The sequence below is a fragment of the Gordonia jacobaea genome (assembly GCF_001186365.1).
GTDB lineage: Bacteria > Actinomycetota > Actinomycetes > Mycobacteriales > Mycobacteriaceae > Gordonia > Gordonia jacobaea.
This window is the reverse complement of record NZ_LDTZ01000017.1, coordinates 166559-180522: the sequence shown is the minus strand read 5'-3', so window position 1 is coordinate 180522 and position 13964 is coordinate 166559. Positions and strand designations below refer to the sequence as shown.

The following is a 13964-nucleotide window of genomic DNA, read 5'->3' as shown; positions in this document are numbered from 1 at the left end:
GGTGCGACTCCATACAACGATTTCGTGGATCTCATTGGTGTCGTCGAATCGAGTGACCAATTCGTACCCTTCGTCGCCGAGATTGTCGACCGGCCGAACCGTCGACGACGTCGTCCTGCCGTCGAACCGGGTACTGGGCGTTTGTGACTGCTCCTCGAGGATAGGGAGAACACTATCGCGGAGCTGACCGTTGTTCTTGAACGACAAGAGCGAGAATGCGTAGCTATGGGGAAACTCGACCAGGCACGACACCTCCGTGGCCCCTTGTTGACGTATGACGAGGGGCCACGACTCGGCGCCCACAAGGCTGCGTAGTTCGTCAGGTGAGGGACACTGGATGTCCTCGACGTCGTAGGCCATGTGTGCCTCCGTGATGGTTTCGGTGTGACCTTCTGGTTCATTACGTGAGACTCCGGGATCGGATCCAGACCGGTGTTCAATACAGGGATCCACGACGTTTGTGTCACCTATTGAGTTGGCTGCGTCCGCACCCAGAGCCGCGCGATTCTCAGCGCAGTGTCCTGGTCGGGGAAAGCGCCCGAAACCCGCACCCTGTATGGACCCGTGCGACTCCACACGGCGACTTCGAAGACCTCGTTGGTGTCGTCGAAGCGCGTGGTCATCTCGTACGCTTCATCCCCGAGATCGTTGATCGGCCGAATGGTCGACGACGTTGTCCTGCCGTCGGTCCGATCGCTAGGCTTCTGTGCCTGCTCCTCGAGCACCGGGAGGACGCTGTCACTCAATCGACCCTTGTTCTTCAACGACAGCATCGAAAACATGTAGCCGTGCGGAATCACAACCAGGCACGAGACCTGCGTCGCTCCTTGTTGGCGGGTGACGAGAGGTGGCGAGGTTATGTTGAGGGACTTACTCAGATCGTCGGGCGACGGGCACTGGATTTTTTCGATGGCGTAGGCCACGTGCGTCTCCGTGATCGAAGTGGTGTGCTCTTCTTCTGGTCTTCTGGTTCGGTGGTCGAACACGCTGAAACACCGCTGGCGACCGCGAACAGCGTCGCTACGAGTATCGCGCGCCGAACCCAACATTCTTTCATCTCCAGCGAGAGCTGCTAGATCGGCGACCGCTGATTGGAGAGACACCTCGATGCCTTGCTTCAACGTGATCTCGGGAATCGGATCGAGACCTGTATTCAATGCCGACCGCGCACGGCCGTCGTTCGACTCGCTGGGAAAGACATAGATGGTCTCCGGTGAGTACGGCACGACAATGATCGGAATGAGGACCTGGGGATCCACGACGCTGTCAGGCCACGAGTCTGGCGGGCACGACGCAAAGAAGATGTCGCGCAATTCGATCAGCTCGGCCCAGTCGGGACCGCCGATGTCCTCACACGACAACAGCGTGAAACGTCCGGCGAGCCCCACCCAACCGTTGGCCCTGCTGAGCAGCGCACGAGCGTCGGAATCCAGACGTGCCCCAATTCGAGCTTCAGCCGCGTCGATTTGCGCGGGCGTGGCCGGCGGTCGTGGCCCGGACGGCTCGGCGCCCGGCAACGGGACCTCAAGACCCTGCTCGACGAGTTGATGAGACACCTCGGCACACCGAATCACCAAGCTGTCCCAGCTATCTGAATCCGCCGCGTCGCCGATCGTCGTTTCTCCCACGGGTTGAGCATAGATACGGTGCCACCGCGCCTCGGCCGCTGCGAAGAACTCGCTGGGGTATCGAGTGGACTGTCTGCCAGAACCAGAGGAGCGTGAGTGGCCGTCCAGTGCCTACGTTTTGGCGGTCATGAGTTCGCAGAGCATGTCCTCGATCGCAAGCGCGAGGTCGCTGATCGGCTCCAGCGTGTCCGCACCGTCACCCCAACCAGTGTTATCGGCCTGGCGCTGATCCACTGCCCACGCCCGGTTCGATGTGCCTTCGGCGATCACCCGCAGCTGCGAAAAGTCGGGCCACTGATCCCGCGGCACAGCGGCTTGGTAGTCACCCTCGCGGTGCACGTAGATCATTTCCGCATCTGGGTCGACGTAGTCGATCCACAGCTCAGACATCGTGGGCATGTCCCGAACCGCCAGAAGTCCCTGGTCCCAGGAATCAAGCATCAAGCCATCGTGCAGCGTAGTCGCCAGGTCGCCCAGCACGGACCGAACCGACCCCCACCACGGAGGCAACTCCTGTCGGAACGGCTGTCGCCCGATCCAGGCGTTAAAGGGTGCGACGTGGTCGAGATCCCGCGTGATGTAGACCAGTGCGATCTCAGTGGTGTCATCATCGGCATGGTTTTCGCGTCGAAGATCGCGAACTGCGTGGTGCGGAGTCGTCATTCGTGACAGACCTACCTGAATCACGTTGTCCTCCAGGTAGTCCGCCACCCGGGGTAGTCGCGGGCATGCCTCGCGCCACAGCGCCGCAACACTTTCCGCAGCACACTCGCCCGCGGCGAGGAGGTCACGCCAGACTTGAGGCAGGCCACGCGACTCCTCCGGCGTCAAACCGTCCGCTTCCAGATATGTTGCGTGCCACGTGCCATAGAAGGACGCTCGAATCTCATCGGCGTTCACACGAACCCTCCCTCACCTGAGCATTTATGACGGTACTAGTTGCGCGATCGCACTTAACTTCTCTACCTCTTACCGTGGCAAAACGCAGTTAGCTAGATTGGCGATGAGTTCACCTGCCCATGAAAGGAAACACTGAGGGCACGGCCATTAACAAGCAGCCGGATGGATTCCGGTTCGTCGCAGACAAGCACCGGAATCTCGGTCAGATCAATTCGTGGACTCTGCCAGCGCGCGTCCGTCAGACGCTCATCGGAAATGATGACAAGCCCGGCTGCCCCCTCTCGTCGAGCAACGTCGTACTTCTGCTCAAAGCTACAGCCACCGCGGTAACCCACGACGAACTTGCCGCCAGTGTTTGCCCGGCCTGCCTGGCATCCGTCACCGGACACTGTTAGCGGCACTGAAACGCTATCGGTTCCGGTCGAGAACGGAAATGGCTTCAGGCTCACCGGCGTACCGTCAACGGACGCATCGACGGCAGACGCCACGTACGAAAACCTCGTCTTCAGCCCCGCTTCGGGCAGCGGAGAAAATGAGCCGTGCTCGGTCGAGTTCCGGCCGGGTTGAGCATCAGATCCAGTGAAGGAAGGTCCACTGAGAACGGTGGTACCGGCGATGCAGGCTGCGGCTAATCGTCTCAAGTGCTCTTCTGTGGATCCCTCAGTTGCCGCCTTAGTCAGCAGGCGCTCAAAGCGGGCCGGCATTTCAGAAGACCCGACGACACGCCAATGAATCGCGTCGTGCTCGGTTGAGAACGCGGTTGTATAGAGGTGAGGTTCCACCATCTCGTATTCATATATTTCGAAAGCGAGTTCTTCGACGTCGATAGGTTTTGCCAGACTGGCCGGATCGTAAACAATTCCTAATGCTCGGCGGGCATCCCACATCAGATTCGATCGGAAGACAATAAAGATCAGCCCTTGCTCGACCCAGCAAGCCAGCAACGAGATGTCGTCGGAGAACGCGGACCCGGCGACGGACGCTATACGCGTCAGATGTCCTGCCAGCCCATGGGTTTCGACTGTCACCACAACGTCCTTCTGTCTACATTCCCGTACCCAGCTTGGCCGCCAGCCTGATCACGGCGGACCCTGCTGCAGGATGCGGTTATTGCGCAATGCCGGCGTCGTGGTCTCGTAGATCAGCCATTCGCCGTAGACCCTATTCAGAGTGAACTCGATGTCTTGGCCGGTGAGTGTCCTCGGCGTGTCCGTCGGCGACCCGTCGCTGCGTGTTTCGACGTAGTCGGTGGTCAGCGTGGCGGAATCACCGGTGATCGTGAGATCCCTTCTGTTGGTGTACTTCTCGCTGTACTGGGCGGCGTCTAGTTGCTTTCGCCGTTCGGCGAACGCCTCGTCCGATCCGCTCAGGAATTCGCGCTCGGGGGAGTCCGCGGTGAGCGTCGCCAGGATGTCGCGCCGCGACCCGTGAGAGTTCGCGTGCTCGTAGCGATCCACTGCGGCGTGTACCTGCGACTCTTGCGCGGACGTAGGCATCGGCATCGAAGTCTCCTCATGTGTGCCGCAAGCTGCAATCAGAAGCAGGCTCATCGTCGTGGCAACAACGACGACAGCGCGCGCCCTCCTCAGAGGACTCGGCTGAGATCGAATGTGCATCGTCCACTGCTTTCGTTGCGGTATGGCAATAGACCCGGTGGCGCGATCGTACGGGGGATGCTCATCGCTCTTTCCCGCGGCGGGCGCTCTGCGCCACCCGATCCCCAGCCCGACCTCCCTCCACAGCCGACACGCCAACCCGACATACGCGACACCGCGCTGCACTAATCTCAACCCATGCCAGGGGGAACCAGCGACACACGCAGCGACGAGCACCTGCTCACCGCCCATATCAACGGCGACCTCCACGCCTTCTCCACCCTCATCCACCGCCACCAAGAACGCCTCTGGGCCGTCGCCTACCGCACCCTCAACAACCCCGACGATGCCGCCGACGCGCTCCAAGACGCACTCTTCAACGCACACCGAATGGCACACTCGTACCGGGCCGACGCTCGAGTTTCGACCTGGCTGCATCGCATCGTCGTCAATGCTTGCCTCGATCGGATACGACGAGATAAGTTGCGGCCCACAGTTTCTCTTCCTGAGTTCGAGATTCCAGCAATGGCTGCGCGCGAAGACCGCTATGCGGCGGTCGATCTGTCGATGACCATTGGCGACGCTCTCGCGCAACTCCCGGAAGAGCAGCGAGCCGTCGTCGTCGCGCTCGACGTCGAAGGCCTCAGCATCGCGGAAACGGCGCAGCGATTAGGAGTCGCTGAGGGAACCGTGAAGAGTCGTTCGTCGCGGGCGCGTCTCCGGTTGGCGAAGTTGCTCGGTCACCTCAAGGAAGACTCATGAAGACGAGATTCGAGGGAACCAATCCGCGTCGATCAACGTCGAATGTGGCAGTGGACGAGCCAGGCCGCGATCACGGCCACAACAGTCGGGGGAGCAGGACAGCGCAACGATGAACACGCCGTATCCCGAACCGCCCTATTCGGAGGATCTGCTCGCCGACCTCCACGCCGGCGCGCTACCCGACGATACCGCCGCCCACATGCGCGCGCGGATCGCCAACGACCCCGCAGCCCAGCGTGTACTGGCTGCCCTTGACCGCACCACCGACTCGCTGCGTTACCTCTCCGATGAATCGAAACCCGTTCCGCCAGAAGTCGATTCGCGGATCGCCGCGACACTGTCGGCCATTCAGAACGACTCCAGGGCGCGCCACGACGCGCAGCAGGCGTCGACGGCCCCCGTCGATCTCTCCGAACGTCGACGACGTTCGACGACCCGCGCCCCGCGTGCACGGTTCGCAGCCCTGCTGGTGGGTGCCGCGGCTGCGATCGCGATGCTCGTGGGAGTCGTCGCAGTCATCGCCACCAGGACCACGGACGAACCGGGCGCGGGAGTGCAAGCGCAACCATCAACCTCGGCCAACACGACGCAACCCGATACAACGCAGCTCGACGGCGTCGAGAAGGCTTCGGCGTTGTCCGTGCTCGGAAAGACCGCCCACGCGCCGTTCGAATCCGACGAAGCGCTGCGGCGGTGCACCGCGGCCAACGGTGTAGCGGCGTCAACTCCGGTCCTCGGTTCCGGCGAGATCACGGTGGGAGGGTCGGAGCGTGTGGTGATTTTGCTCGGGACCGGAGTCGCCGGGCGGTTCGACGCGCTCGTCGTCGAGCAGGGATGCGATACCGACAACCCGGCGACGGTGTCGCGCACCAGACTGGGTGGGTGAGCGCCACGGCATCAGCAGCGGGAACATCTGCCCTTAGGCTTGTGTTGAACGAGCCGACAACGCGCACCGGAGAACCAGCGGTACCGCGCGTCGCCACAAGCACGGAGGACGGATGAGCCAGACAGACAACCAGCAGATCCACGACCTGATCATCATCGGGTCCGGACCGGCCGGATACACCGCTGCCGTATACGCAGCCCGCGCCGAATTGGCACCGGTCGTCTTCGAGGGAACGCAGTTCGGCGGTGCGCTCATGACCACCACCGAGGTCGAGAACTACCCCGGATTCCAGAACGGCATCCAGGGTCCCGCGCTCATGGACGAGATGCGTGAGCAGGCCATCAGGTTCGGCGCCGATCTCCGCATGGAAGACGTCGAGGCAGTCCGCCTGACCGGCACGATCAAAGAGGTCGACGCCGGCGGCGAGACGCATCGCGCCTATGCGGTCATCCTCGCGATGGGTGCCGCTGCCCGCTACCTCGAGATCACCGGCGAGCAGGAACTCCTGGGCAGGGGAGTCTCGGCGTGTGCCACCTGCGACGGCTTCTTCTTCAAGGACCAAGACATCGCGGTCATCGGCGGCGGCGATTCGGCGATGGAGGAGGCCACCTTCCTCACCAAGTTCGCCCGCAGCGTGAAGCTGATCCACCGACGCGACGAGTTCCGGGCGTCGAAGATCATGCTCGAGCGCGCTCGCGCCAACGACAAGATCGAGTTCGTCACCAACTCCGCCGTCACAGGCGTGCTGGGCAGCAACTCGGTGACGGGCCTCGAACTGACCGACACGCGGACCGGCGACAAGCAGAACATCGACGTCACCGGCATGTTCGTGGCCATCGGTCACGACCCGCGCAGTCAGCTCGTCCGCGGTCAGATCGACCTCGACGACGAGGGCTACGTCAAGGTCTCCGGCCGCACCACCTACACGTCGGTGCCCGGCGTGTTCGCTGCGGGCGACCTCGTCGACCACACCTACCGGCAGGCCATCACCGCCGCAGGCAGTGGATGTGCGGCCGCGATCGACGCCGAGCGGTGGCTCGCCGACCAGGGCGACATCGAGCCGATGCCGATCGAGGGTGACGTCGTCGCAACGGTCGCACCGACCGTCTGACCAGCTGTTTCATCCCCAACCCGATACCTTGCACCACGTCCAGAGGAGGACACATCATGGGAGCAAACACCGTGGCCGTCACTGACGCCACCTTCAAAGATCAGGTACTCGAGTCCAGCGGACCGGTCCTCGTCGACTTCTGGGCGACCTGGTGCGGCCCGTGCCGCATGATCGCACCGGTCCTCGAAGAGATCGCCCGTGACTACGGCGACAAGCTGACCGTCGCCAAGGTCGACGTCGACGAGAACCCCGGCGTTGCCCGTGACTACAAGATCATGTCGATCCCGACCATGATCCTGTTTCAGGACGGCAAGCCGACCAAGACGATCGTCGGCGTCAAGGGCAAGGCCGCGCTCCTGCGCGACCTCGACTCCGTCGTCGGGTCCAACGCCTAACCGACACCTCAGCAGTGACGTCGCTCACGTACCTTCGTGAGCCGACCAGGCCATCGTCGAACACCTCACCTGGCGTTCGACGGTGGCCTGTACTGCTAGTTTGGCATCACGAACTATCTGCTGCGTGTCGTCGGCGGCGAACGGTAGCCTCGGGGACGCGGCACAGAGTGGATCGGTTCAGCCGCGTGGATGAGTTTTGCTCACATGCCACGACCTGAGACAATTCACTTTGGTTCAATGTCGTCCGTGTCCCCTCACGGCGACATGTCCAATTGAGGAGATGAGATGCCAACGTTCCGACTGGGAGATCGTGGGTCGGCCGTAGCCGAGATTCGATCTATCCTCTCCGGACAGGGACTGCTCAGCTCCACTCCGGGCCGTCACGCGGCACCCGAGAGCGCAGGAACACCTACGCCGAACGGCCCTTCCAACGGGGAAGCGGCCCAGAACGGTGCGGTCATCCACAGCACCGAGGACGCCCTCTTCGACATCGATGTCGACCATGCCGTGCGCGCGTTCCAGCAGCAGCGCGGCCTGATCGTCGACGGCATCGTCGGCCAGGCGACGTATCGGTCGCTGCGCGAGGCGTCGTATCAACTCGGCGCGCGCGTGCTCCTCTACCGTCTGTCGGCTCCCATGGTCGGCGACGACGTCGCCACGCTCCAGAGCCGACTGCAGAACCTTGGCTACTACACCGGACTCGTCGACGGCGTCTTCGGGGAGAGCACCCACAACGCGGTGTGCCTCTACCAGAGCGAGTACGGACTCTCCGCCGACGGCATTTGCGGTCCGTCGACGCTGCGCGCACTCGACCGGCTCGGTACCCGTGTGACCGGCGGGTCGCCGTATGCGATCCGTCAAGAAGAGCATGTTCGACGCTCCGGCCCGCAACTGTCCGGTAAGCGGATCGTCATCGATCCGGGAACCGCTGGGATGCACGCACTTTCGACAGGAGCCGTCGCCGAGTTGGAATCCCGCGTGCTGTGGGATCTCGCCGCTCGCCTTGAAGGCAGGATGGCTGCTGCAGGAATGGAGACCTTCCTGTCGCACGACGGTCGCGGCCACGCATCCGACGACGAGCGTGCTCGGGTGGCCAATCTCGTCGACGCCGACATGATGATTTCGCTGCGATGCGGACACCACGAGACACCCGCCGCGAATGGCGTCGCGTCGTTCTACTTCGGTAACAACCGCGGGTCGTATTCGACCATCGGGCGCAACCTCGCCGACTTCATCCAGCGTGAGATCGCCGCGCGCACACCGCTGACCGACTGCCGCGTCCACGAACGCACCTGGGACATCCTTCGGCTCACCAGGATGCCGGTTGTCCTCATCGACGTCGGCTACATCACCAACCCTGACGACGCCAAGGTGCTCGACGATCCGCACTATCGCAACGTGATTACCGAGGCCATCCTCGTCGCGGTGAAGCGCCTGTACCTGCTCGGCGAGAACGACCGTCCGACAGGCACCTACACGTTCGCAGATCTCCTTGCGGCCGAACGTATTTCCGGATTCTGACCGGTAGGTATCCAGCTCTTCCCGCGAGCTCGGTCGCGGTTAGCTTTCGCGTGCCCGCTTAAACCGGTTTCGCGCTCCGCTACGACTACCGGCCGGAACGGTGAGCCGCTCTCTGCCGACGAGATCGATCGCGGCCATCACGACGAGCTTCTCCAAGGCGCTCTCGACCCCGACCTTCCAGCCGAGTCCTTCGTCGAGCTCCAGTCGAAAGCGGGGGAACCGCACATGCGACGCGACGACGTCGAACGCCGAGTCCTTCAGGACCTCGGCGTCGATCATGCATTGCCCGCACAGATCCTGACCCGGACCGTCGAGGATTTCACGCGCAATCTCGACGACGGCCTCATCCGACCACGTACTCAGGTCGCCGAAATCTGTTGTGCCGGAGCTCTTTCCATCATCTGCTGATTCGTCGTCACCGAAATACGCTGCGGGAGAATCATACTCACGCTCGAGTGCGTCGCGCGACGAACCGTGTCGGGAGCCCCCGTAGCGAGACCCACCGTGTCGAACGAAACCGAACGCTTCGACTGCGCGGACACCGCGTCGAATCAGATCACTGACCACGGCATCGACGAGTAGGTCGGCTGCTTCCTCGAAACCTGGCTCGGTGCGCACCGATGTCAGCAGCACCGCGTCGGCGCTCACCGGCGACGTCGGAAAACTTCGCGAGCGGGGGACGCGTCCGGGTGGAGCGTAGAGGGCTGCGCCGACGACCACGCCGGTCGACGAGTCGATCGCGATCTGGCCGCAGGTGCCCCATTCGAGGAGGACCGACGAGATCCACGCCTCCTTGTCGAACTCGCTCTCGAAGTTGGTGAGGCTCGCCGGTCCCGCCGGCACCTCGGTGGACGACGCGGAGCCGCGCACGGGGGAGGGGTCGTCGTCGGGAGGGGTGGGCGCCGCGTTGGTGAACGTCGGATCGACTTCCCAGAACACGCAACGACGGGTGTGCGGGGGCAGTGACTCGAATGCTTCGAGATCGAGGCTGGAAATCGTGAAGTTCATTGTGAATCCTCGTCCCGACGCATCGGTCGACCGTCCACGAACGTGAAATCTGATGTCCTGCAGGGTGTTTCACTGTTCATGTGCTCGGTGTGCTGCTCGACTGTCACTGTGACGAAACTTTCGGATGCGGTGGGTCACGAATTTTCGCGGGTGTCGGCGCCTCCGGTCGCTGTTATCTCCCCGAGGCGCCGATCGCTGCTACGTCTTCGGTTGGATCAACCCCACAATACGTTCGAGGTCGTCGACCGAGCCGAACTCGACGACGATCTTGCCCTTGCGCTTGCCGAGACTGACGGTCACGCGGGTGTCGAGGCCGTCGGAGAGCCGCTCGGCGAGATCCTGCAGACCCGGCATCTGCATCTGCCGACGCTTCGGGGATGGGGTGGGGGTCGACGGTCCGTCGCCACGATTGGCGAGAGTCACCGCTTCCTCGGTGGCCCGGACCGACAGTCCCTCAGCAACTATCCGCGCGGCGAGCGCTTCTTGCTGATCGCTTCCGGTCTCCAGTGACAGCAGTGCGCGTGCGTGGCCGGCCGACAGCACGCCCGCGGCAACTCGACGCTGCACTGGGATCGGGAGCTTCAGCAAACGGATCATGTTGGTGATCACCGGGCGCGAGCGTCCGAGGCGGCTGGCCAGTTCCTCGTGGGTGACGTCGAACTCCTCGAGAAGCTGCTGATATGCGGCCGCCTCTTCCAGAGGGTTGAGCTGTGCGCGGTGGATGTTTTCCAGCAGGGCGTCGCGCAGCATGTCGCCGTCTGGTGTCTCGCGCACGATCGAGGGGATCGCCTCGAGGCCTGCTTCCTGGCTCGCTCGCCAGCGTCGCTCGCCCATGACGATCTGATAGAGCACGCCGTCGGGTGTCGGAGTCGCGAGCTTGCGCACGACGATCGGCTGCATGAGCCCGAACTCTTTGATCGAGTGCACGAGTTCGGCCATCGCCTCTTCGTCGAAGACGCTGCGTGGCTGGTGCGGGTTCGGCTGAATGAGTGTGGGAGTCAGCTCGCGATAGACCGCTCCGGCCTCGTCGACAGTGACCACGGCAGACGCGTTTCCGTTAGTGCCCGATTGCGTTGCATCGGTCGGCGCCGTCGTGGTGCTCTGCGGACTTCCGTTCGCAGGGGAGGTGGGAGCGTCACTACCGCCTGCACTGCCCCCGGAATTTCCCTTTCCGATCACGACATCGGCAGCAGCCGAGCCGAGTCGGGGAGCGCTCGACTCGTTCTCCGAGGGGCCGGTCGGGATGAGGGCTGCCAGACCGCGGCCGAGTCCTCCGCGTCGTTGGGCGTCTCGTTGACTCACTGCTGTCCTCTCGAGAGGTCCGTGGTGGAGGGGAATTCGTCCTTGGCACGCATGGCGATTTCACGCGCAGCGTCGAGGTAACTCATTGCTCCACGTGAACCCGGGTCGTACTCGATGATCGTCATGCCGTACCCCGGTGCCTCGGACACCTTCACGCTGCGGGGGATCACGGTGCCGAGCACCTTGTCGCTGAAGTGGCGTCGCACCTCGTCGGCGACCTGATCCGCGAGTTTGGTTCGGCCGTCGTACATCGTCAACAGAATCGTCGAGACGTGGAGATTCGGGTTCAGGTGCGCTTGGACCAGTTCGATGTTCCGTAGGAGCTGGCCGACACCTTCGAGGGCGTAGTACTCGCACTGGATGGGGATGAGCACCTCTCGAGCCGCGACCATCGCGTTGACGGTCAGCAGACCCAGCGACGGTGGGCAGTCGATGAAGATGTAGTCGAAGCCGAACTCCGCGACCGATGGATCGTTGAGCGCATTGCGGAGTCGGTTCTCCCGAGCGACCAGCGAGACCAGTTCGATCTCGGCGCCAGCCAGATCGAGGGTCGCGGGTACGCAGTAGAGGTTCTCGTGACTCGGGCTCTGCTTCACCGCCTCCTTGAGCGTGACCTCGCCGAGGAGCAGCTCGTAGACCGATGCGATATCGGGCGCGCGATGGTCGATGCCCAGAGCTGTACTCGCATTGCCCTGCGGGTCGAGGTCGACGACCAGGACGCGCAGCCCGTGCAGCGCGAGCCCCGAGGCCAGGTTCACGGCCGTGGTCGTCTTCCCGACGCCGCCCTTCTGGTTCGCCACCGTCATCACGCGCGTGTGCGGGGGGCGGGGTAACTGGCCCGCGCCTCCAGGGGTCAGTACTTGACTGGCTCGGGCTGCGGCGGCGGCGATGGGAGTGTCGTCGAATTGCTCGGGCGTCGGCGTGGCCGTCGGAATCGTTTCACGTGAAACATCCGGCTGTTGGTCGGTCACGCTGTGGCTCCTCTGCGATATTTCGTAAGCATCGTCGGCGTCCAAGATTGTTCCGCCCCTCTATCGTGCAGCACGCACGATCCCTCGCCCACACTCCGATGTCTTGTCCATTTTGCTCCCTCAAGCCGTCGCAAACCAACTGCAGACGTCAGCAACTCAGGTCCTCGCATTCTCACCTCGTTCGACGACGTTTCGGTGCACCGCGCTTGTCTCCGATCACCAGTGTCGTCGGCTGCTCGACAACAGACTTCCCGACTAGTTCGACGCGGAGCCCACCGATTCCGTTCCGTTCCGCGACCTTCCGATCCCGTTCGATCTCGTCGGGCGCCGACGATCCCTTCAGTGCAACGAGACGACCTCCGTCACGAATCAGGGGAGCGGACCATCTGCTGAGTCGGTCCAGGGGCGCGAGCGCGCGTGACGTGACTACATCCGCCGGCTCCACCTCCGCGCGGACCGCCTTCTCTTCTGCACGCCCGCGGACCACACGGACTGGAAGTCCGAGCGCGTCAACCGTCCGCTGCAGGAAATCGCTTCGCCGCAGCAGTGGTTCGATCAACGTGATCGTGAGGTCGGGGCGTGCGATCGCGAGCGGTATCCCCGGCAGGCCCGCGCCACTACCGATATCGATGATCGACTGCCCGTCATCGATGACTTCTTGAACCACCGCGCAATTGAGGATGTGTCGATCCCAGAGACGTGGAACCTCCCGTGGACCCATGAGGCCGTGGTCGATCCCGTCGGTCGCAAGGATCCTGCAGTACTGCTGCGCGAGTTCGAGACGGTCGCCGAAGATCGCTGTTGCGGCTGGGGGAGGGGAGTCCGCGACAGCGGCACGGTCCGCTAGGTCACCGTCGTCGGCCGTCGAGTGATCGCCATTGTCTCCGTCGGACCCGTCGTGTTTCACGTGAAACAGTGCCTTTCCTCTGGCGCGGCTCGCGTTCATGTTTCACGTGAAACACCGAACTACACGCATGTCATTCCTACCGGTGAAACAACGAAGTCCCGGCCGGAACCGGGACTTCGTAGCGCGATCTACCGCCGCATCGGCGGGCGATCCTGTTCAGTTCTTGATGACGACGACGCGACGCTTCGGTTCCGCGCCTTCACTCTCGCTCATGACCCCGTCGACCGCAGCGACAGCGTCGTGCACGATCTTCCGCTCGAACGGTGTCATCGGATCGAGCTGCTCCCGCTCGCCCGACTCGAGTACACGCTCCGCGACCTCGCGGCCCAGTCGTGCGAGCCGCTCGCGACGGTCCGCACGCCACCGCGCGATGTCGAGCATCAACCGGCTGCGATCACCCGTCGCCTGCTGCACGGCGAGCCGGGTGAGTTCCTGGAGTGCGTCCAGCACCTCGCCCTTACGACCAACCAACTTGGTCAGATCATCCCCGCCGTCGATGCTCACGATCGCGCGGTCACCGTCGACATCCAGATCGATGTCGCCGTCGAAGTCCAGCACGTCCAGAAGCTGTTCGAGGTAGTCGCCCGCGATCTCGCCTTCTTCGACGAGACGCTCCTCTTCGTCTTCCTCGTCAGCTTCGTCATCCGCGTCGGCGTCCTCGTTTTCGGCGTCGTCGGCGTCCGCCGTCGCGGCATCATCGTCGTTGGCCGTGTCTGTGGCGTCGCCGTCGTTGCCATCGGTCGTCGACTCGACGGTTGCCGTGTCGGCGGCCTCCTGGCTCGCGCCCGCCTCGAGGGTCTCGTCGCGTTCGGTCGACTCGGCGTCTGCGTGTGTTGCAGTCTCGGCTGTCATATCAGTTGCACCTCGCTGTGTGTTCATCGGTGATGTCTGTGTTGGGGGAGGGGAGAGTCTCTAGACGGACTCGTGCCGCACCGGCTCCTGGCTGTGTTTCCGCGCGACGTCATCTGCGCCTCGCAA

14 protein-coding genes are annotated in these 13964 nt (G+C 63.3%); 5 read left to right on the top strand and 9 right to left on the bottom strand.

Annotated features, from left to right (window positions below):
• Window positions 1-467: 467 nt before the first annotated feature.
• From ABW18_RS12000 to ABW18_RS11985, 4 genes are all read right to left on the bottom strand, one after another.
• Window positions 468-1517 carry an SMI1/KNR4 family protein gene (locus ABW18_RS12000; protein WP_235434361.1) on the bottom strand — a complete coding sequence of 350 codons (1050 nt, stop codon included), beginning with the start codon at window positions 1515-1517 and terminating at the stop codon, window positions 468-470.
• Between the two features lie 222 nt (window positions 1518-1739).
• Complete coding sequence (locus ABW18_RS11995; protein WP_049699200.1) at window positions 1740-2528, bottom strand: hypothetical protein; 789 nt, start codon at window positions 2526-2528, stop codon at window positions 1740-1742.
• A gap of 92 nt (window positions 2529-2620) precedes the next feature.
• Window positions 2621-3556 (bottom strand): PA domain-containing protein, encoded by a 936-nt coding sequence (locus ABW18_RS11990; protein WP_049699199.1) that lies wholly within the window; start codon window positions 3554-3556, stop codon window positions 2621-2623.
• A 51-nt stretch (window positions 3557-3607) separates the two neighbouring features.
• A complete protein-coding gene (locus tag ABW18_RS11985; RefSeq protein WP_082937806.1) occupies window positions 3608-4030 on the bottom strand; it encodes a hypothetical protein in 423 nt (140 codons plus the stop codon).
• 291 nt (window positions 4031-4321) lie between these two features.
• Here ABW18_RS11985 and sigM point away from each other — a divergent pair, with 291 nt between their 5' ends.
• The 5 genes from sigM to ABW18_RS11960 all read left to right on the top strand — a co-directional run bounded on the left by sigM (window position 4322) and on the right by ABW18_RS11960 (window position 8798).
• Window positions 4322-4885, top strand: coding sequence for an RNA polymerase sigma factor SigM (sigM, locus tag ABW18_RS11980; RefSeq protein WP_049699197.1), 564 nt, complete (start codon window positions 4322-4324; stop codon window positions 4883-4885).
• Window positions 4886-4994: 109 nt separating this feature from the next.
• The gene (locus ABW18_RS11975) at window positions 4995-5771 is read left to right on the top strand and encodes an anti-sigma factor family protein (RefSeq protein ID WP_049699196.1); all 777 of its coding nucleotides are present in this window, start codon (window positions 4995-4997) and stop codon (window positions 5769-5771) included.
• Window positions 5772-5883: 112 nt separating this feature from the next.
• Window positions 5884-6882, top strand: a complete 999-nt coding sequence (trxB, locus tag ABW18_RS11970; RefSeq protein WP_049699195.1) for a thioredoxin-disulfide reductase — start codon at window positions 5884-5886, stop codon at window positions 6880-6882.
• A 56-nt stretch (window positions 6883-6938) separates the two neighbouring features.
• Window positions 6939-7277: a thioredoxin gene (gene trxA / locus ABW18_RS11965; protein WP_005205925.1), complete on the top strand. Its 339-nt coding sequence runs from the start codon at window positions 6939-6941 to the stop codon at window positions 7275-7277.
• A 285-nt stretch (window positions 7278-7562) separates the two neighbouring features.
• Entirely contained in the window at window positions 7563-8798 is a 1236-nt protein-coding gene (locus ABW18_RS11960; RefSeq protein ID WP_049699194.1) for an N-acetylmuramoyl-L-alanine amidase, read from the top strand.
• A gap of 39 nt (window positions 8799-8837) precedes the next feature.
• Here ABW18_RS11960 and ABW18_RS11955 read toward each other — a convergent pair whose 3' ends face one another.
• The 5 genes from ABW18_RS11955 to ABW18_RS11935 form a co-directional block, all read right to left on the bottom strand.
• Window positions 8838-9806, bottom strand: a complete 969-nt coding sequence (locus ABW18_RS11955) for a hypothetical protein (protein ID WP_049699193.1) — start codon at window positions 9804-9806, stop codon at window positions 8838-8840.
• A 198-nt stretch (window positions 9807-10004) separates the two neighbouring features.
• The gene (locus ABW18_RS11950) at window positions 10005-11108 is read right to left on the bottom strand and encodes a ParB/RepB/Spo0J family partition protein (protein WP_049699192.1); all 1104 of its coding nucleotides are present in this window, start codon (window positions 11106-11108) and stop codon (window positions 10005-10007) included.
• Window positions 11105-12079 (bottom strand): ParA family protein, encoded by a 975-nt coding sequence (locus ABW18_RS11945; protein ID WP_049699191.1) that lies wholly within the window; start codon window positions 12077-12079, stop codon window positions 11105-11107. Before ABW18_RS11945 ends, ABW18_RS11950 begins: the two co-directional genes overlap by 4 nt.
• Before the next feature lie 172 nt (window positions 12080-12251).
• Window positions 12252-12986, bottom strand: coding sequence for a 16S rRNA (guanine(527)-N(7))-methyltransferase RsmG (rsmG, locus tag ABW18_RS11940; RefSeq protein WP_049699449.1), 735 nt, complete (start codon window positions 12984-12986; stop codon window positions 12252-12254).
• Window positions 12987-13142: 156 nt separating this feature from the next.
• Window positions 13143-13838: a Jag family protein gene (locus ABW18_RS11935; protein ID WP_049699190.1), complete on the bottom strand. Its 696-nt coding sequence runs from the start codon at window positions 13836-13838 to the stop codon at window positions 13143-13145.
• Window positions 13839-13964: the final 126 nt, after the last annotated feature.

What these genes read in the sequence shown, in the direction of transcription:
- ABW18_RS11975 (WP_049699196.1), top strand. Translation starts at nt 4,995, where the DNA reads ATGAACACGCCGTATCCCGAACCGCCCTATTCGGAGGATCTGCTCGCC.
- ABW18_RS11960 (WP_049699194.1), top strand. Translation starts at nt 7,563, where the DNA reads ATGCCAACGTTCCGACTGGGAGATCGTGGGTCGGCCGTAGCCGAGATT.
- ABW18_RS11985 (WP_082937806.1), bottom strand. Translation starts at nt 4,030, where the DNA reads ATGCCGATGCCTACGTCCGCGCAAGAGTCGCAGGTACACGCCGCAGTG.
- ABW18_RS11935 (WP_049699190.1), bottom strand. Translation starts at nt 13,838, where the DNA reads ATGACAGCCGAGACTGCAACACACGCAGACGCCGAGTCGACCGAACGC.
- trxA (WP_005205925.1), top strand. Translation starts at nt 6,939, where the DNA reads ATGGGAGCAAACACCGTGGCCGTCACTGACGCCACCTTCAAAGATCAG.
- trxB (WP_049699195.1), top strand. Translation starts at nt 5,884, where the DNA reads ATGAGCCAGACAGACAACCAGCAGATCCACGACCTGATCATCATCGGG.
- ABW18_RS11955 (WP_049699193.1), bottom strand. Translation starts at nt 9,806, where the DNA reads ATGAACTTCACGATTTCCAGCCTCGATCTCGAAGCATTCGAGTCACTG.
- sigM (WP_049699197.1), top strand. Translation starts at nt 4,322, where the DNA reads ATGCCAGGGGGAACCAGCGACACACGCAGCGACGAGCACCTGCTCACC.